The organism is Pseudomonas spelaei, from assembly GCF_009724245.1.
Lineage (GTDB): Bacteria > Pseudomonadota > Gammaproteobacteria > Pseudomonadales > Pseudomonadaceae > Aquipseudomonas > Aquipseudomonas spelaei.
On record NZ_WNNK01000038.1, the window covers coordinates 23,409 to 41,223 of the forward strand.

A 17,815-nucleotide genomic window follows, 5' to 3' on the forward strand; every position below is an offset into this window, starting at 1 on the left:
GGCTCCACGAACATCTGTTTTTTTATAGGCATCAACTGCAATCTTCAAAACACAGCAGCTCTATATCTGTGAACCGAATCCAGTGTGGGAGCTGGCTTGCCTGCGATTGGGTTGTACCAGTCGACACACAGGCTGAATGTCAGACCGCTATCGCAGGCAAGCCAGCTCCCACATTTAGATCAGTGTTACACCCGGGGTCAGCGCGGCGGGCAACACCAGGCTCGGGGTCTCAAGCGAGGCCACCGGGTACGCGCAGTAATCCGCGGCGTAATAGGCACTGGCGCGATGGTTGCCCGACGCCCCGACGCCACCGAACGGCGCACTGCTGGCCGCGCCGGTCAGTTGCTTGTTCCAGTTGACGATCCCGGCACGGCTTTCGAGCCAGAACTGCTGGTAACGCGCCTCGGAGTCCGACAGCAAACCCGCCGCCAACCCGTACTGAGTGTTGTTGGCCTCGGCAATCGCCGCTGCAAAATCAGCGTAGCGGATCACCTGCAGCAGCGGGCCGAACAGCTCTTCGTCCTCGCGCTCGGTGACCGCCGTCACATCGATAATGCCTGGTGTCAGCAACGCGGCCCGGGCCTGTGGCTGGGTCATTTCCAACAACGCTACAGCACCATTGGCGAGCATCAGTTCCTGAGCATCCATCAAGGCTTTCGCCGCGCCCAGGGAAATCACCGAGCCCATGAACGGCGCTGGCTGTTGATCGAACGCGCCGACTTCAATCGTCGCGCTCACCGCCACCAGCCGCGCCAGCAACGCATCGCCCCAAGCCCCTTCCGGCACCAGCAAACGCCGGGCACAGGTACAACGTTGGCCAGCAGAGATGAATGCCGACTGGATGATGGTGTAGACCGCCGCATCCACGTCGGCGACTTCGTCCACCACCAGCGGGTTGTTACCGCCCATTTCCAAGGCGAGGATCTTGTCCGGGCGGCCGGAGAACTGCTGGTGCAGATGGTTGCCGGTACGGCTGGAACCGGTGAAGAACAGGCCGTCGATACCCGGATTGGCCGCCAGGGCGATCCCGGTTTCCCGCGCGCCTTGCAGCAGGTTCAGCACGCCCGCCGGCAGGCCGGCATCGATCCAGCATTGCACGGTCAACTCGGCCACTTTTGGGGTCAGTTCGCTCGGCTTGAACAACACGGTGTTACCCGCCAGCAACGCCGGAACGATATGACCATTAGGCAAGTGGCCAGGGAAGTTGTAGGGACCAAACACCGCCACCACACCGTGAGGTTTGTGGCGCAAGACGGCGATGGCGTCGCCCAACGGGCCGCTCTTCTCGCCTGTACGCTCGCGGTAGCTCTGTACCGAGATTGCGATCTTGTTGACCATGCTGGTGACTTCCGTCGCCGATTCCCACAGCGGCTTGCCGGTCTCTTCACCAATGCAACGCGCCAGTTCATCGGCACGGCTTTTCAGGTTGGCGGCGAAGGCTTCCAGCACGCTCAAACGCTCTTCCAGCGAACGCTTGGCCCAGGCCGGAAACGCCTGACGCGCCGCTTGCACGGCGGACTCGACCTGTTCGGCCGTGGCGCCATTGCCAGCCCACAGCACCTGCTGGGTCACCGGGTCCAGCGACTCAAAGCGCTCACCCTGGCCGGCCAGCCACTCACCTGCGATGTATAGCGAATTCATTATTTCGACTCCCGGGCAGCAGACAACGGTACGGCACGCACTTGATCACCGGCGATCAGTTTCAGGCGCTTGGCAGTCTGTGGATCGACCACCAACGTGCCAGCAGCCTGACGCGCCGGCGCGGCGGTGATGCGGCAATCTTCGCGTTTACGGTTATGGATCAGGAACGGTGTGGCATCGTCCCCCGGCGTACCGATGGCCAGCACCAGCGCCTCGCTGTCACGCACGGCGCGGATCTTGCTGGTTTCACATTCCACCGCCGGGCCCGCGTCGAAGATATCGACGTACCCCTGGTAGCTGAAGCCTTCGCTCTTGAGCATGCTCAAGGCGGGCTCCGTGTCGGTGTGAACCTTGCCGATCACGTTGCGCGCGTCCTCGGAGAGGAAGCAGGTGTACAGCGGAAACTTCGGCATCAGCTCGGCGATAAACGCCTTGTTGCCAACACCGGTGAGGTAGTCGGCCTGGCTGAATTCCATCTTGAAGAAGTGCCGGCCCAGACTCTCCCAGAACGGCGAACGCCCGGCTTCGTCGGACATGCCGCGCATCTCGGCGATGATCTTGTTGCCGAACAGCTGCGGAAACTCCGCGATAAACAGCATCCGCGCCTTGGCCAGCATGCGGCCGTTGAGGCCGGTGCGGTAATCGGCATGGAGGAACAACGAGCACAGTTCGGAATTGCCGGTCAGGTCGTTGGCCAGGAACAGCGTCGGGATCTCGCGGTAGATGTTCAGCTCCTGAGAGGCGCTGACCGTCAGGCCGACCCGGAAGTTGTACCAGGGCTCACGCAGGCCGACAGCGCCGGCAATGGCGGAAATCCCCACCACCTGGCCTTCGTCGTTTTCCAGCACGAACAGGTAGTCGGCATCCCCGCGCCCGGCTTCGCCGCGAAAGGTCTTTTCAGCCCAGCCGACCCGGTGAGTCAGGCGCTCTTCGTTGGCCGGCAAGGTGGTGAGGCCGGTGCCGGTGCTGCGCGCCAGATCAATCAGGGCCGGTAAATCGCTGCTGCGTACGGGACGAACGATCATGCTATCTCCTCAAACGGGCCGCTGGCTCCAGCCACCCGCGAAACTCTCGAATGCTTTAAACCGCCACCAGACGTACGCTGGCACCTTCGCCGACACCCAAAGCTTCGGCGGCTTCCAGGTCCAGGGTCACTGGTTTGCCTGGCGCGTAGTCCAGCTCCAGCATCACCGCACGGTAATCCTGCAACTGCGCATTGCTGACCAGGTACTGACGACCCACGCCCTTGACCATCTCGCCGATCTTCACCGGCACCACGCGGCTCTGGGCGATCGAGCGAATGCCCGAGATCCGCGCATGCAGCGTCGGGCCACCGTCGAAGATGTCGATGTAGTGATCGGTCTCAAAGCCTTCGCGCATCAGGATGTCGAAGGTGATCTGCGCCCGAGGATGCACCTGGCCCATGGCCTCCTGAGCTTCGTCCGGCAACAGCGGCACGTAGATCGGGTAATGCGGCATCAGCTCGGCGAGGAAGGTCCGGCTCTTCAACCCGCACAGGCGCTCGGCCTCGGCGTAGTTGAGGTCGAAGAAGTTACGACCAATGGCGTCCCAGAACGGCGAGTCACCGTTCTCGTCGCTGTAGCCGACAATCTCGGTCACCACCGAATCGGCGAAGCGCTCGGGGTGGCTGGCGACGAACAACAGCCGGCCACGGGAGTTGAGTTCCGACCACGGCGACCCGACCAGTTCCGGCACCACGTAGAAGCTGGTCAGCAAACTGTTGCCGGTCAGGTCATGGCACTGGGACAGGACGTGGATCTTGTTGTGAATCTTCAGCTCGCGGGAAGCATGCACGAAGGTTTCGTTACGGAAGCTGTAGAACGGCTCCGAATAACCGGCCGAGGCGACGATGGCCGAACAGCCCACCAGCTTGTTGGCCTCGGTGTCTTCAAGGACAAAGAAATAACTTTCTTCGCCGTTGAAACTGACTTCTGCAGCGAAAGACGCTTCGCTTGCGGCAATCTTGTCGCTCAGGCGTTCAACATCATCCGGCAAGGAGGTGACACCAATCGGGCTGTCCGCAGCCAGACGCTGTACCTCGCCCAGATCAGCCATTTGCGCGGGGCGCATCACCAGCATGGTGTCACTCCTTAACTCGAAAACTCATAGAGGGAAAATACCGGGCACAGGACCTGAACTCACACAGATCCAATGTGGGGAGGCTTGTGTGGGAGCTGGCTTGCCTGCGATGCAGACAACTCGGTTTACCTGTTACACCGAGTTGATGCGATCGCAGGCAAGCCAGCTCCCACATTGACCGGGCCCGGCACAAAAATTTGATTCGATGCCCAATCGTTCAGGCATCGAATGGCCTATCAGGCTTGCGTCAGCTTCTTCACGGCACGTTCGAAACGATCCAGGCCTTCTTGAATGTCGGCATCTTCCACCACCAGGCTCGGGGCGAAACGCACCACATCAGGACCGGCTTGCAGGATCATCAGGCCTTCACGCTCGGCGGCGTTGAAGATGTCCTTGGCCTTGCCTTTCCAGGCATCGCTCAGCACGCAACCGAGCAGCAGGCCCAGGCCGCGCACTTCGGTGAAAATGCCGTATTGCTGGCCGATCTGCTCCAGGCGAGCAACGAACAAGTCGTGCTTGGCTTTAACACCCGCCAGCACTTGCGGGGTGTTGATCACGTCAATCACCGCCTCCGCCACCGCACACGCCAGCGGGTTGCCGCCGTAGGTGGTGCCGTGGGTGCCGACCACTAGGTGCTTGGCCAGGTCTTCACGCGTCAGCATCGCTGCAATCGGGAAACCGCCGCCCAGGCTCTTGGCGCTGGTGAGGATGTCTGGCACTACGCCGTAATGCTGGTAGGCGAACAGCTCGCCGCTGCGGCCCATGCCGGTTTGTACTTCGTCGAATACCAGCAGCGCGTTGTTGGCATCGCACAGGTCGCGAGCGCCTTGCAGGTAGGCCAGCTCAGCCGGCAGTACGCCGCCTTCGCCCTGGATCGGCTCCAGCACCACGGCGCAGGTCTTGTCCGAAACAGCGGCTTTCAGCGCGTCCAGATCATTGAACGGCACGTGGGTGATACCGGTGATTTTCGGACCGAAGCCGTCGGAATACTTCGACTGGCCACCGACGTTCACGGTGAACAAGGTGCGGCCGTGGAAGCTGTTCAACGCGGCGATGATTTCGTACTTCTCGCTGCCAAACCGGTCGAACGCAACACGACGGGCCAGCTTGAAGGCGGCCTCGTTGGCTTCGGCGCCGGAGTTGCAGAAGAACACACGCTCGGCAAAGGTGGCGTCGATCAGCTTGTGGGCCAGGCGCAGGGCCGGCTCATTGGTGAAGACGTTGGATACGTGCCACAGCTTGTTGGCCTGTTCGGTCAGTGCACCGACCAGCGCCGGGTGGGCGTGGCCCAATACGTTGACCGCGATGCCGCCGGCAAAGTCGATCAGCTCTCGACCCGACTGGTCCCACACGCGCGAACCTGCACCACGCACAGGAATGAACGCGGCAGGTGCATAGTTGGGAACCATGACCTGGTCGAAATCGGCACGTTGCACCGGGGCTTGCTCAACGGACATCGGAGTCTCCTGAAGAGGAACGCCTGCCTGAAACTGGCGGGCGATGGAGGGATTGTAAGGACAGTTTTCAGCCCGGCCTTGCCGCCAAGCGACAACTTCTTATAGCGCCAACCCCGGTTTTACACGGGTTTACGCCAATGCGACAAATAGCGTCGCAATGGCGCAGTTTAAACTGATGGCGAGCGTTTGCGGCCACACAACCGGAATTCTGCTGCGCGCAGTTTTTTGATCAGCCGCGCTCGGACGGCACCGACGACAACTCGAACGGGCTGCTGCTGCGGCGCTGGTTACGGTCTTCGCGAGGGGTGGCGCCGAAGAAGTTGCGATAGGCGCTGGAGAAGTGCGGGCCCGAGGAGAAGCCACACGACAGGCCGATCTGGATGATCGACTTGCTGGTTTGCATCAACATCTGCCGGGCCTTGTTCAGGCGCAGCTCCAGGTAGTACTGGCTGGGAACGCGATTGAGGTACTGCTTGAAGATCCGCTCCAGTTGTCGTCGCGAGACGCACACATGCTGGGCGATTTCGTCAGTGGTCAGCGGCTCTTCAATGTTGGCCTCCATCAGCAACACGGCCTGGGTCAGCTTCGGATGGCTGGAGCCCAGGCGGTTTTGCAATGGAATGCGCTGGCGCTCGCCGCCCTCACGGATACGCTCCACCACCAACTCTTCCGATACCGCACCGGCCAGCTCAGCGCCGTGGTCACGGGCCAACACTGCCAGCAACAGGTCGAGTACCGACAGGCCACCGCAGGCGGTCAGGCGATCACGGTCCCAGTCGAACAGATGACTGGTGGCGATGACCTTGGGGAAGCGCTCGGCAAAATCATCCTGCCAGCGCCAATGCACAGCGGCGCGATAGCCGTCGAGCAAACCCAGCTGCGCCAGCGGATAAACACCTGCCGATATACCGCCGATCACACACCCGGCCCGCACCAGTTGCTTGAGGGCGGTACTTAGCTGCGAAGCAATCACCGTTGGCGGCTCATCGGCCAGCAAGAACAGCTTCTGAAAGCCTTCCAGCTTGCCGGTCCAAGGCTCACCCGGCAATTGCCAAGCGCCTTCGATCGGCGGCTCGGCCTGGAGAAACGACAGTTCGTACACCACGTCCGGATGCACCCGCTGAGCAACGCGCAAGGCCTCCTCAGCCAGCGCAAGCGTCAGGGCTTTAGTGCTGGGCCAAATCAGGAAACCAATACGATGGGCGGTCATGGAGTGCTATCCGAAACGAAAAACAGTGTTAAAGGCATCGCTAATGCTAGCCCGTAAGTGAACACAAATCTTAAAACCGATGCAGATCAAATGTGGGAGCTGGCTTGCCTGCGATGGCGCTGGCACATTCAACATTCCTTTCGCCTGAGACTACGCTATCGCAGGCAAGCCAGCTCCCACACTGGACCGGCGTTAGCCTGTAAGCCGCGCGAAGCATGCCCTATATCGGTGCACAACGGCAGCCTTGATTACTTCAAGCTACCGGAAAGGAACTGCTGCAAACGCTCGGATTGTGGGTTAACCAGTACTTCCCGCGGGTTGCCACGTTCTTCAACGATGCCTTTGTGCAAGAACACCAACTGGTTGGAGACTTCACGGGCAAAGCCCATTTCGTGGGTCACCACCACCATGGTCCGACCTTCCTGGGCCAGGTCCTGCATCACCTTGAGCACTTCGCCGACCAGCTCCGGGTCGAGGGCCGAGGTCGGCTCGTCGAACAGCATCACTTCGGGCTCCATCGCCAAGGCACGGGCAATCGCCACGCGCTGCTGCTCGCCGCCGGACATATGGCCAGGGAACGCATCCTTACGATGAGCGACGCCGACCTTGGCCAGGTAGTGCTCGGCCTTTTCCCGCGCATCTTTTTTCGACATACCCAACACATGGACCGGCGCTTCCATGACGTTTTCCAACGCGGTCATGTGCGACCACAGGTTGAAATGCTGGAACACCATGGACAGGCGCGAACGCATGCGTTGCAGTTGCTTAGGGTCCGCCGCCTTCATGGCGCCGTCCTTGTTGGCCACCAGTTTCAGTTCTTCGTTGTTGAGCAGAATCTTGCCGGCGTGGGGTTGCTCCAGCAGGTTGATGCAGCGCAAAAAGGTACTTTTGCCCGAACCACTGGAACCGATGATGCTGATCACATCACCGGCCGCGGCGGCCAGGGACACGCCTTTGAGCACTTCATGACTGCCATAGCGTTTATGCAGGTCTTGGACTTCAAGTTTGTACATGCGGTCGGTTCTCACAAAAACAGTTGGTCAGTCGTTGAGCAAGCGCCCGTGACGCAGCGCTTCGCGCCCCGCCACCTTGGCCAGCCAGAAACCCGCTTGGGCATAACGTAGCCGTTCAACGGCAAACAACACCCCTGACGTGCCGGCGCAGACAATGCTGACGCGGTCGGTCAAGGGATCAATCACTTCAAAAATCGGCTCGCCCGCCTCTACCCAGTCACCGGCTTTGCGCAGGTAGCTGATCACGCCGGCATGGGGCGCGAACAGCAACTCGGTGCCTTCGAAGGGCAGGCCTTCACAAGGTTCGTGGGCCGCTTGTGGCCACTGCCCGCCTATCAAGCCCTGCTCGGCGAGAAAGGCCAGGATGCCTTCGGCATGGAAAATCGCTTCATCGCGACCGGTGTCAGCCTGACCACCCAACTCCAGGGTCGTCGCCAGGCACGCCAGGGGAATCTGCGCCTCGGGGAATGCACGGGACAGACGCAACCACGGCAGCGAGCAGGCCTCGTCAAAAGAACTGCCGCCGGAGTCTTCCGCCAGCAGCCCGACCTTCACATTCAAATGCGCCGACAGCGAACGCCACTGTGGCCAATGCTGGGGCAGCGCGTACATGTGCAACGCAGCTTCGGCGTCGCAATGCAGGTCGAGCACCACGTCGGCGGTGCAGGCATGGCTCAGCAACACCCGCTGCATGCCTTGCAATTGACTGCCCGGTGCCGGCATGGCGTTAAGCGCATCGCTCATCGCCTGACGGATCAGACGGACATTGGCATGGGGATCATCCCCCAGGCGGCCTTTGAGCAACTCGGCAACCGGCTCGCTCAACTCGACGAAATCACGGTTGAAATTCTTGCCGCTGCCAACTTCAAAACGTCCCTGGTGAGCGCCTTGCAGCAGTTGCCCCAAGCCCATCGGGTTGGCCACTGGTACCAGCTCGATCACGCCGTTGAGGGCGCCTTGCTGCTCCAGCTCGGCCAGGCGTTTTTTCAACTCCCAGGCGGCACGCATGCCCGGCAATTCGTCAGCGTGCAAACTGGCCTGGATATAGGCCTTGCGCTCGCCGCTGCCGAAACGGAACACCGTCAGCTGGCGCTCACAGCCCAGGTGCCCCCAGGGCAACACGTGATCGATACGTTCCATATCAGTGCTTCCGTGGAGCCAGGTAGCTCAGCCAGCGGCGCTCGGCCAACTTGAACAGGCGCACCAGGATGAAGGTCAGGCACAGGTAGAACACGCCGGCGGTGATGTAGGCTTCGAACGGCAAGTAGTACTGGGCGTTCACCGTGCGCGCGGCACCGGTGATGTCGATCAACGTGACGATGGAGGCCAGGCTGGTGGTCTGCAGCATCATGATCACTTCGTTGCTGTACTGCGGCAGTGCCCGGCGCAGGGCCGACGGCAGCAGGATCCGGCGGTACAGCTTGTAGCGCGACATGCCCATGGCCTTGGCCGCTTCGATCTCGCCATGAGGCGTGGCCTTGAGGCTACCGGCAATGATCTCCGCGGTGTAGGCGCTGGTGTTGATGGCAAAGGCCAGACAGGCGCAGAAGGTCGCGCTGGACAGTAGCGGCCAGAGGAAGCTTTCACGCACCGCTTCAAACTGAGCCAAACCGTAGTAGATCAAGAACAACTGCACCAGCATTGGCGTGCCGCGGATCACATAGGTGTAGAGCCAGGCGGCGCCGTTGACGACCGGCTGCTTGGACACGCGCATCAGGCCCAGGGGCAAGGCGGCGAGCAAACCGAAGAACAGCGAGATGGCCAACAATTTCAGGGTGGTCAGCAAGCCGCCAAGGTACAGCGGCATCGCCTCCCAGATGACGTTGTAGTCGAAGATCATAGATCAGCCGCCTTTACGCCTACCGAGTAGCGCTTCTCAAGGTGACGCAAGGCCAGCAACGACACGCTGGTGATCACCAGGTACATCGCCGCCACTGCGAGGAAGAAGGTAAAAGGTTCGCGGGTGGCATCGGCCGCCTGCTTAGCCTTGAACATCATGTCTTGCAGGCCCACCACGGAAATCAAAGCGGTGGCCTTGGTCAGTACCAGCCAGTTGTTGGTGAAACCGGGGATCGCCAGCCGAATCATCTGCGGCACCATCACCCGGAAAAACACCTGGAAGCTGCTCATGCCATAAGCAAGGCCGGCTTCAGCCTGGCCCTTGGGAATGGCCATGAAGGCGCCACGAAACGTTTCCGAGAGGTAGGCGCCAAAGATGAAACCCAGGGTGCCGATACCGGCGGCCAAGGGGTTCAAGTCAATATAGTCGTCATAGCCGAGCATCGGCGCGACGCGGTTCAGCAGGTCCTGACCGCCGTAGAAAATCAGCAGGATCAGCACCAGGTCGGGGATCCCGCGGATCACCGTGGAATACAGGTCGCCCAGCCATGCCAACCAGCGCACCGGTGACAGGCGTAACGCGACCCCGATCAGACCCAGAACAATGGCCAGGGCCATGGACGACAAGGCGAGCTGAAGCGTCAACCATGCGCCATCGAGGATGACAGCCCCGTAGCCTTTCAACATGATTCAGGTCCTCGAAAAGGGGGGATGAAAAAATGGCGCAAACTTCAGAGATCCTGGTGCTTGCGCCATTTCGGACAGACAGTTGCGATGACTTAGTTGGCGGCTTTTGGATCAGCGCCGTAAATATCGAAGTCGAAGTACTTGTCCTGGATTTGCTTGTACTTGCCGTTGGCACGGATCGCGGCGATGGCAGCGTTGATCTTGTCCAGTTCGGCCTTGTCGCCTTTACGTACCGCGATGCCTACGCCGTCGCCGAAGTACTTGACGTCGGTGAACTGTGGGCCAACAAACGCGTAGCCTTTGCCAGCCGGCGTCTTCAGGAAACCGTCCTGCAACAGGGTGGCGTCTGCCACGGTACCGTCAAGGCGGCCGGCTTCCACGTCCAGGTAGATTTCGTTCTGCGAGCTGTAAGGAACGACTGTGGCGCCTTTAGGGGCCAGGACTTCCTTGGCGAAACGGTCGTGGATCGAACCACGCTGTACGCCGATTTTCTTGCCCTTGAGTTCATCCAGGCTGTCGCTGACCACGGTGCCTTCCTTCATCACCAGGCGCGCTGGGGTCAGGTAGTAGCGCGTGGTGAAGTCCACGGACTTCTTGCGGTCATCCGTGATGGACATGGACGACAGGATTGCGTCGATCTTGCGTACTTTCAGCGCAGGGATCAGGCCATCGAATTCTTGCTCGACCCACACGCACTTGACCTTCATCTCTTCGCACAGGGCGTTGCCGATGTCGTAGTCAAAACCCACGATGCTGCCGTCCGGCGCCTTCGAGGCAAACGGAGGGTAAGCCGCTTCGATACCAATCTTCAGGGGCTTTTCATCAGCGAAGGCCTGCATGGACAACACAGACAGCGCCAGGGCGCCCAACAGCACGAGTTTCTTCATCTTGGGACTCCATCGGTATAGGGCAAAAACAGCAGTATGAGCCATGGCCCATGATGCGAATGAGTGAAACCGAATAGCTTTGCGGCGCCCTACGCAATTAAACGTAAACGACGGCGAGCGAGTGATCGGCATTCTAACGACAGGCCGGAAGCCGATATTTCCTCAATGCGACAACAATTTACAGAAGCACCGAGAAAGCGGTTCCAGCTCATTGACAGCCTCGTGATTTTATGCAGAGGCAAAAGACATTAAACCTGTTAACGCTGCAAGTTGCGGGCCTATTATTCGCAAACCCTTCTAGCACGGCAAGTCTGGCGTTTAATCTTATTTCAGAGGGCGTCTAAAACGCGGGTTTTGGGGGCGTAGGCGTAGCACTTTGCCTCATGTTTGGGCGATGGGTTACACATTTGGATGACTCGGTAACATTCAGAAACTTCCTACGATAGAAATCGATATTTATTTGACTGGTGGTGCGGATGGTCTGTCAGCCCCCGAACGCAGGCCAACCCAATCCCACCTTGAAATGCAATCAAATGTGGGAGCTGGCTTGCCTGCGATGGCGGTGGGTCAGTACCAGTGATGCAAGCTGATACGCTGCTATCGCAGGCAAGCCAGCTCCCACATTAATCCGGTCCTGGCAGTGATATTTTCTGCGCCCCACAAAAAAGCCCCACCCGGCTCACACCGAATGGGGCTTGATCCCACCAACCCGCCTTACGCGACGTTCATCGTCTTGTGGGTCTCAATCAAGTGCTGCACCACACCCGGATCCGCCAGGGTGGAGATATCCCCCAACCCGTCGTATTCAGCGGTGGCAATCTTGCGCAGAATCCTGCGCATGATTTTCCCCGAACGGGTCTTCGGCAAGCCCGGTGCCCACTGGATCACATCCGGCGAAGCAATCGGCCCAATCTCCTTACGCACCCAGTTCTTCAACTCCAGGCGCAGCGCCTCTGTCGGCTCTTCGCCATTTTTCAGGGTCACATACACATAAATGCCTTGCCCCTTGATGTCATGCGGCACACCCACCACCGCCGCTTCCGCGACTTTCGGGTGGGCAACCATGGCGCTTTCAATCTCGGCAGTGCCCATGCGGTGACCGGACACGTTGAGCACGTCATCCACACGACCGGTGATCCACCAGTAACCGTCTTCATCGCGACGCGCGCCGTCACCGGTGAAGTACATGCCACGGAAGGTCTTGAAGTAGGTGTCGACGAAGCGGTCATGGTCGCCGTACAGGGTACGGGCCTGGCCTGGCCACGAATCGAGAATCACCAGGTTGCCTTCGGCAGCGCCTTCGATGATGTTGCCCAGGTTGTCCACCAGCGCCGGCACTACACCGAAGAACGGCCGTGCAGCCGAGCCCGGCTTGAGCGCATGCGCCCCCGGCAGCGGGCTCATCAGGGTGGCGCCGGTCTCGGTTTGCCACCAGGTGTCGACGATCGGGCAGCGGGATTGGCCGACGTTCTTGTAGTACCAGTCCCACGCTTCCGGGTTAATCGGCTCACCCACCGAACCCAGCAGGCGCAGGCTGCTACCGTCGGCACCCTCGCAGGCAGCGGTGCCTGAAGCCATCATCGCGCGAATCGCGGTGGGCGCGGTGTAGAGGATATTGACCTTGTGCTTGTCGACGATCTTCGCCACCCGGGTGATGTCCGGGTAGTTCGGCACACCTTCGAACAGCAACGTGGTCGCGCCATTGGCCAGCGGGCCGTAGACAATATACGTGTGGCCGGTGACCCAACCGACGTCGGCGGTGCACCAGTAGATTTCGCCCGGACGGTAGTCAAACACACGCTCGTGGGTCAGCGCCGCATACAACAGATAGCCGCCGGTGGTGTGCTGCACGCCCTTGGGCTTGCCGGTGGAGCCGGAGGTATAAAGGATAAACAGGGCTTCTTCCGCGCCCATCTCTTTCGGCGCACACACGGTGCCCGCCACTTTCATCAGGTCTTCGTACCAGATGTCGCGATGCTGGTTCCACTTGATGTCGCCACCGGTGCGCTTGCACACGATGACTTTCTGGATGCTGCTGGTTTCCGGGTTGGTCAGGGCGTCGTCGACGTTGGCCTTCAGTGGAATTTTCTTACCGGCACGCAAGCCTTCGTCAGCGGTGATCACCACCTTGGATTTGCAGTCGATAATCCGACCGGCCAGGGCCTCCGGCGAGAAACCGCCAAACACCACCGAGTGAATCGCGCCGATCCGGGTGCAGGCCAGCATGGCGACCACGGCTTCGGGAATCATCGGCATATAGATAGTCACCACGTCGCCGCGGTGTACATCCTGACCGCGCAAGGCGTTGGCGAACTTGCAGACTTGTTCGTGCAGTTCACGGTAGGTGATGGTGCGGCTTTCGGCAGGGTCGTCGCCTTCCCAGATGATTGCGGCCTGATCGCCACGCTCGGCGAGGTGACGGTCCAGGCAGTTGTAGGAAACGTTGAGAGTGCCGTCGGCAAACCACTTGATGTCGACATGGTGATCGTCGAAGGAAGTCTGCTTCACCGTGGTGAAAGGCTTGATCCAGTCAAGACGGCGAGCCTGCTCGCGCCAGAAACCGTCGGGGTTGACCACCGACTGCTGGTACATGGCCTTGTAGGTCGCCTCGTCGGTCAGCGTGTTGGCTGCTACTTCGGGGCGAACGGGGTACAGAGAAGCCGCACTCATCTTTCTTACCTCGGTGACATAGTTGTTGTTGTATGGCCCTGTTGTAGCCGGGCCGGGCCTATAGAACCATTCGACGATGGTAGTAACAAGCCCCTACAAATTGCCCAGCTATACCCCGACACAGCTCTGGCCCGCGGCCTACGCTGGTTTGCGGCGTTTCAAAAAAAACCGAGTGTCGGGATTGTTACAGGATCAGCCAATAGTGTTTATCAAAAGCACGGGTATATGAATTAAACCGGCAGGCCTAAAATCAATTCCGCCAACCAAGGCACCGTGATTAACCAAGTTGCAGCCCCCACGAAGGCACGTTAATCCGAACTTTCCAATCCAGTTGCACACGTGGCCTCACAAGGGCCTCGTGACCCCTTTCGACCGAAAAAAGGTAAATAGTCAAATGAAAGCTTTATTAGTGTTGGCCCTCAGCAGCTTGTGCGCTACCGCCGCCCTGGCCGACGAGATCCCGACGGAGGTAGCCAGCCAGAACACCGCCACTGTTGAGGATTACACTTACGACACCGACTTGGACATTGCCCGAGTAGTGTCCATGAGCAATATCCCGGATGTGTGTGAAGTTGTACCGGCACGTATGGAATATGAAGATCACCAAGGCCAGCGGCACATTCTTAATTACAAGATCATGGGCAATGGTTGCTCTAACGGTTCATAACTTCGTTAGTTGAAACTAAACCTGATCTTGTCCGCCGCAAGAAATCGTTCTTGCGGCCAAGAGCCCTCCCCTCCGAATCGAATGCTACGATTATGGCGCCGCCACCTCACCTGCAAGGCAGGATGCATTCATGCGAGCCAGTTTCGAAAAAATCCCAACCGAGGCGAACACCTCCTGGACCCTGCTGAACAGGCGTCTACCGGAGGCGATTCCGTTTGAATGGCACCACCACCCCGAATACGAACTGACCCTGACCCTCAACAGCCGCGGGCACCGCTATATCAGTAACGATGTGGCGCTGTACGATGATGGCGACCTGGTGCTGGTGGGGCCGAACGTGCCCCATAGCTGGTCTTCCGCCGAGTTGATCGACCCCGCCATACCGCACATTGCCTTGGTCATCTGGTTTTCGGAGGCCTGGGCGGAGTCGCTGGTGCAGTTGTTTCCCGAGATGGCACCGACTCGTGCGCTGCTGGCTGCAGCGCGGCAGGCACTGAGTTTCAGTGATGCCACGTCCCGGGCGCTGCGCCCGGTGATTGAAGCCATGGTCGAGCAAGACGCCTCCCAGCGGCTGATCTCGTTGCTGACAGTGCTCAACCTGTTGTCCCGGGACATCGCAGCACAGCGCATTGCGGTAGAAAACGCGCGCCCTCATATCGTTGAAGACGCACGCATCCACCGTGTTTTGGACTACTTGCACAGCCACTATGCGCAACCTGTAGGCATTCCAGAGTTGGCGCAGATGGCCTGTGTCAGTGTTTCAGCCTTCCATCGAATGTTCCGCAAACACACCCGCTGCACGGCGCTGGACTACATTGTCCGACTACGTATCGGACATGCCTGCGCCTTGTTGATGCAGGGCAACATGGCGGTCAGCGCTATTTCCGAGCGGGTCGGCTATGTATCCCAGGCGCTGTTCAATCGGCAGTTCAAGGCACACAAGGGCATCACGCCGTCACAGTTTCGCGCTCAGCACGGCCATCACTTTAAATAAGTCGATTCTTCTATACGACCTTCAAGAAACGCCATAATCGTACTGCCAAACGCTGCAAACCAGGCTGCCACCAAGGTAGGCCGGGGTGATTCCATACCTGTATGCACAACAACAATACAGGCCACCCATGAGCAACTACCACGCCTTCGAAAGTGCCGAGCGGCCAGACGACTACAAGCGCAGCATCGTCGCAATGAAAAAGACACTGCGCGCACAGATCGGCGATGTGCCCGCGCTGTTTGCCGAGGTCAGCGAATTTATCTCCGGTGAAATCGCCTCGATCAAGGCCGTGACCGCCTGGCCCGAGCTCGACTTTGAGACCATCGCCAACGGCCAGGTCACCGAGGAGCAACGAGCACTCATCAAGCGCCGGGGCTGCCTGGTGATCCGCAACCACTTCCCCCGGCAGCAAGTGCTCGGCTGGGACAAAAGCCTGCTGGACTACCTCGACCACAATCATTTCGACGAGGTGTATCGCGGCCCGGCCGACAACTTCTTCGGCAACCTCGAAGCCTCACGCCCGGAAATATTCCCCATCTATTGGTCCGACGCCCAGATGCAAGTGCGCCAACACGAACGCATGGGCGCCGCGCAGTCGTTCCTGAACCGCCTGTGGACCCTTCACTCCCAAGACCGGCAATGGTTCGACCCGGACGTCAATGCGCTGTACCCCGACCGTGTGCGCCGCCGCCCACCCGGCACTACCTCCAAAGGGCTTGGCCCGCACACCGATTCGGGAGCGCTGGAACGCTGGCTGCACCCCGCTTACCTCAAGGTGTTCGACAAGATCTACCGCAACGACTTCAAGTCGTATGACCCATGGGACGCCGCGCATCGCACCGAAGTCGATGAATATGCCTACAAGGACACGGTGAAATGCTCCGCCTTCCGCACCTTCCAGGGCTGGACCGCGCTGTGCGACATGCGGGCCGACCAAGGCGTGCTGCATACGTTACCGATCCCCAAGGCCATGGCCTACATACTGCTGCGGCCTTTGCTGGACGACGTTCCCGAAGATGAGCTGTGCGGCGTTGCGCCGGGCAAGGTGCTGCCGATTTCAGAAAAATGGCACCCGCTGCTGGTTCAGGGCATGACCCCGATTCCGGATGTGCAAGCAGGCGATTCGGTGTGGTGGCATTGCGATGTAGTCCATAGCGTCGCTCCCGTCGAAAACCAGCAGGGTTGGGGCAACGTAATGTACGTACCCGCCGCGCCCATGTGCCCGAAAAACCGCAGGTACGCCAAGGATGTGCTCAGGGCATTCGAGCAAGGGGCTTCGCCGGATGACTTTGCGCGGGAGGACTACGAGAAGGACTGGGGCGACCGCTTTATGAAGTCGCAATTGAATGTGCTGGGCCGCAAAGGGTTGGGGCTGGAATAGATGCTTACTAGGTCGCCTTGCGGCTCCCAATCCAACCTAATGAACCCAATCCTCGTAAGACAACCCGGCGACGCGACTGAATTCACGGACATTATTCGTCACCAATGTACAACCCGCAGCGATGGCATGCCCGGCGATCGCAGTGTCGTTCTGACCAATGATCAAGCCAGCGTCTGTAAGGCTCCGTTTCACCTCGACGGTCGCGTCCACCGCGCTTATTCCCCAAGGCAAAACCTCGTCCAAGCGTTTCACAAACTCATCCACCAGAACCTTGTGTTTGGGGGACGCTTTTTTACCAATCTGTCCATAACGCATTTCGGAATAGGTGATCGCAGAGATTACGATTCGATTATTGCGTGCAATCTCCGCAGCCAATCTTTCCAAAACACACTCAGGACGCTCGCGCATTATGAAAGAACAAATACAGGTATCAAGCATGTAGGTGGTCACAGATTAAACCTGCCTTCATCGCTGATAATGTCGGGACGCTCTTCCAGAAAATCCGCATCAGCCTTGGGTAGCTCAGCGAACGACCCCCAGCTAGGTCGCACAGGGCGCAGCGTGATGGTGTCGCCATTACGCGTGATTTCCAACTCCCCCACCCCGTCATAAGCCATATCCGTGGGAAAGCGGATTGCCTGATTCTTGCCATTCTTGAAAATTGAGACAGTGCGCATAGTCGTCGCTCCTACATATGTCTGACCTATGCAATCTAGCGACACACGCTGACATATGCAAGCCATAGGCCTACGCGGCGACCATCGGTAGCACTCCTGCGCGCCTGTAAAAAAATCCAGATGCAGCAAACCCTTGCAAACCCTTGCTCTGGCTCGAAAAGCAGCCTTTTTGTCCGTCCACCGAGACCATCCGCCGCAACACAAAGCCGAATTTTTCCCTATAATGCGCGGGTAAATCGGGCCTGCAATATCCCTTTACACTGGGATGAAGAGCCAGACCTGAGGCCCCCGCTGGAGCTCGCAAGCACTGCTCCGCCCCCTCAAGCCTCAAGCAGAACACCCGTAACCCTGATTCCGTTTAATGCGTGCGCTAGCTGCAACAAACGATTCCTTAAGATCCACCGCGGCCTTTGGGCCGTGTGAACACCCAACCATCCGGTTTCACACGGGCACCCTTGAGCCCTCACGCAGGAGACGACACGTCATGCTGAGCTGGGACGAATTCGACAAAGAAGAAGACGGCGAAGTAGTTGCCAAAGGCGCCAACGCCGGCCACGCCACCGAAGCCAACATGGACCGCCTCGACGGTGCC

16 protein-coding genes are annotated in these 17,815 nt (G+C 59.4%); 3 read left to right on the forward strand and 13 right to left on the reverse strand.

Annotated elements, in window-relative coordinates; genetic code table 11:
• Window positions 1-174: 174 nt before the first annotated feature.
• The 11 genes from astD to acs all read right to left on the reverse strand — a co-directional run bounded on the left by astD (window position 175) and on the right by acs (window position 13,504).
• Window positions 175-1,644 (reverse strand): succinylglutamate-semialdehyde dehydrogenase, encoded by a 1,470-nt coding sequence (gene astD / locus GNF76_RS27475; protein ID WP_178123623.1) that lies wholly within the window; start codon window positions 1,642-1,644, stop codon window positions 175-177.
• Entirely contained in the window at window positions 1,641-2,666 is a 1,026-nt protein-coding gene (gene astA / locus GNF76_RS27480; protein ID WP_155586198.1) for an arginine N-succinyltransferase, read from the reverse strand. Before astA ends, astD begins: the two co-directional genes overlap by 4 nt.
• A 55-nt stretch (window positions 2,667-2,721) precedes the next feature.
• On the reverse strand, window positions 2,722-3,741 hold the full coding sequence (aruF, locus tag GNF76_RS27485) for an arginine/ornithine succinyltransferase subunit alpha (protein WP_155586199.1): 1,020 nt from the start codon (window positions 3,739-3,741) through the stop codon (window positions 2,722-2,724).
• Window positions 3,742-3,977: 236 nt separating this feature from the next.
• Window positions 3,978-5,198 carry an aspartate aminotransferase family protein gene (locus tag GNF76_RS27490; protein WP_155586200.1) on the reverse strand — a complete coding sequence of 407 codons (1,221 nt, stop codon included), beginning with the start codon at window positions 5,196-5,198 and terminating at the stop codon, window positions 3,978-3,980.
• A gap of 229 nt (window positions 5,199-5,427) precedes the next feature.
• Window positions 5,428-6,408 carry a GlxA family transcriptional regulator gene (locus GNF76_RS27495; protein ID WP_155586201.1) on the reverse strand — a complete coding sequence of 327 codons (981 nt, stop codon included), beginning with the start codon at window positions 6,406-6,408 and terminating at the stop codon, window positions 5,428-5,430.
• A gap of 248 nt (window positions 6,409-6,656) precedes the next feature.
• Window positions 6,657-7,421: an ABC transporter ATP-binding protein gene (locus GNF76_RS27500; protein WP_088426873.1), complete on the reverse strand. Its 765-nt coding sequence runs from the start codon at window positions 7,419-7,421 to the stop codon at window positions 6,657-6,659.
• 27 nt (window positions 7,422-7,448) lie between these two features.
• Complete coding sequence (locus tag GNF76_RS27505; RefSeq protein ID WP_155586202.1) at window positions 7,449-8,561, reverse strand: succinylglutamate desuccinylase/aspartoacylase family protein; 1,113 nt, start codon at window positions 8,559-8,561, stop codon at window positions 7,449-7,451.
• A 1-nt stretch (window position 8,562) separates the two neighbouring features.
• Entirely contained in the window at window positions 8,563-9,261 is a 699-nt protein-coding gene (locus GNF76_RS27510; protein ID WP_155586203.1) for an ABC transporter permease, read from the reverse strand.
• Window positions 9,258-9,947 carry an ABC transporter permease gene (locus GNF76_RS27515; protein WP_155586204.1) on the reverse strand — a complete coding sequence of 230 codons (690 nt, stop codon included), beginning with the start codon at window positions 9,945-9,947 and terminating at the stop codon, window positions 9,258-9,260. The genes GNF76_RS27510 and GNF76_RS27515 overlap by 4 nt, the downstream gene beginning before the upstream one ends.
• Window positions 9,948-10,039: 92 nt before the next feature.
• A complete protein-coding gene (locus tag GNF76_RS27520) occupies window positions 10,040-10,834 on the reverse strand; it encodes an ABC transporter substrate-binding protein (protein ID WP_155586205.1) in 795 nt (264 codons plus the stop codon).
• Window positions 10,835-11,548: 714 nt separating this feature from the next.
• Window positions 11,549-13,504: an acetate--CoA ligase gene (gene acs / locus GNF76_RS27525; protein WP_155586206.1), complete on the reverse strand. Its 1,956-nt coding sequence runs from the start codon at window positions 13,502-13,504 to the stop codon at window positions 11,549-11,551.
• Window positions 13,505-13,898: 394 nt separating this feature from the next.
• On the opposite strand from acs, the gene GNF76_RS27530 reads away from it, so the two are divergent.
• The 3 genes from GNF76_RS27530 (at window position 13,899) to GNF76_RS27540 (ending at window position 16,546) form a co-directional block, all read left to right on the forward strand.
• Entirely contained in the window at window positions 13,899-14,171 is a 273-nt protein-coding gene (locus tag GNF76_RS27530) for a DUF2790 domain-containing protein (RefSeq protein WP_155586207.1), read from the forward strand.
• Between the two features lie 130 nt (window positions 14,172-14,301).
• Window positions 14,302-15,165: a helix-turn-helix domain-containing protein gene (locus tag GNF76_RS27535; RefSeq protein ID WP_155586208.1), complete on the forward strand. Its 864-nt coding sequence runs from the start codon at window positions 14,302-14,304 to the stop codon at window positions 15,163-15,165.
• Window positions 15,166-15,292: 127 nt separating this feature from the next.
• On the forward strand, window positions 15,293-16,546 hold the full coding sequence (locus GNF76_RS27540) for a DUF1479 domain-containing protein (RefSeq protein WP_155586209.1): 1,254 nt from the start codon (window positions 15,293-15,295) through the stop codon (window positions 16,544-16,546).
• 36 nt (window positions 16,547-16,582) lie between these two features.
• Here GNF76_RS27540 and GNF76_RS27545 read toward each other — a convergent pair whose 3' ends face one another.
• Together GNF76_RS27545 and vapB are read right to left on the reverse strand one after the other, a co-directional pair.
• A complete protein-coding gene (locus tag GNF76_RS27545; protein WP_178123622.1) occupies window positions 16,583-16,996 on the reverse strand; it encodes a PIN domain-containing protein in 414 nt (137 codons plus the stop codon).
• On the reverse strand, window positions 16,993-17,223 hold the full coding sequence (vapB, locus tag GNF76_RS27550) for a type II toxin-antitoxin system VapB family antitoxin (protein WP_155586210.1): 231 nt from the start codon (window positions 17,221-17,223) through the stop codon (window positions 16,993-16,995). Before vapB ends, GNF76_RS27545 begins: the two co-directional genes overlap by 4 nt.
• Between the last annotated feature and the right edge of the window lie 592 nt (window positions 17,224-17,815).

Coding starts and splice junctions, on each gene's coding strand:
- astA (WP_155586198.1), bottom strand. CDS start 2,666: ATGATCGTTCGTCCCGTACGCAGCAGCGATTTACCGGCCCTGATTGAT.
- aruF (WP_155586199.1), bottom strand. CDS start 3,741: ATGCTGGTGATGCGCCCCGCGCAAATGGCTGATCTGGGCGAGGTACAG.
- GNF76_RS27490 (WP_155586200.1), bottom strand. CDS start 5,198: ATGTCCGTTGAGCAAGCCCCGGTGCAACGTGCCGATTTCGACCAGGTC.
- GNF76_RS27495 (WP_155586201.1), bottom strand. CDS start 6,408: ATGACCGCCCATCGTATTGGTTTCCTGATTTGGCCCAGCACTAAAGCC.
- GNF76_RS27500 (WP_088426873.1), bottom strand. CDS start 7,421: ATGTACAAACTTGAAGTCCAAGACCTGCATAAACGCTATGGCAGTCAT.
- GNF76_RS27505 (WP_155586202.1), bottom strand. CDS start 8,561: ATGGAACGTATCGATCACGTGTTGCCCTGGGGGCACCTGGGCTGTGAG.
- GNF76_RS27510 (WP_155586203.1), bottom strand. CDS start 9,261: ATGATCTTCGACTACAACGTCATCTGGGAGGCGATGCCGCTGTACCTT.
- GNF76_RS27515 (WP_155586204.1), bottom strand. CDS start 9,947: ATGTTGAAAGGCTACGGGGCTGTCATCCTCGATGGCGCATGGTTGACG.
- GNF76_RS27520 (WP_155586205.1), bottom strand. CDS start 10,834: ATGAAGAAACTCGTGCTGTTGGGCGCCCTGGCGCTGTCTGTGTTGTCC.
- acs (WP_155586206.1), bottom strand. CDS start 13,504: ATGAGTGCGGCTTCTCTGTACCCCGTTCGCCCCGAAGTAGCAGCCAAC.
- GNF76_RS27530 (WP_155586207.1), top strand. CDS start 13,899: ATGAAAGCTTTATTAGTGTTGGCCCTCAGCAGCTTGTGCGCTACCGCC.
- GNF76_RS27535 (WP_155586208.1), top strand. CDS start 14,302: ATGCGAGCCAGTTTCGAAAAAATCCCAACCGAGGCGAACACCTCCTGG.
- GNF76_RS27540 (WP_155586209.1), top strand. CDS start 15,293: ATGAGCAACTACCACGCCTTCGAAAGTGCCGAGCGGCCAGACGACTAC.
- vapB (WP_155586210.1), bottom strand. CDS start 17,223: ATGCGCACTGTCTCAATTTTCAAGAATGGCAAGAATCAGGCAATCCGC.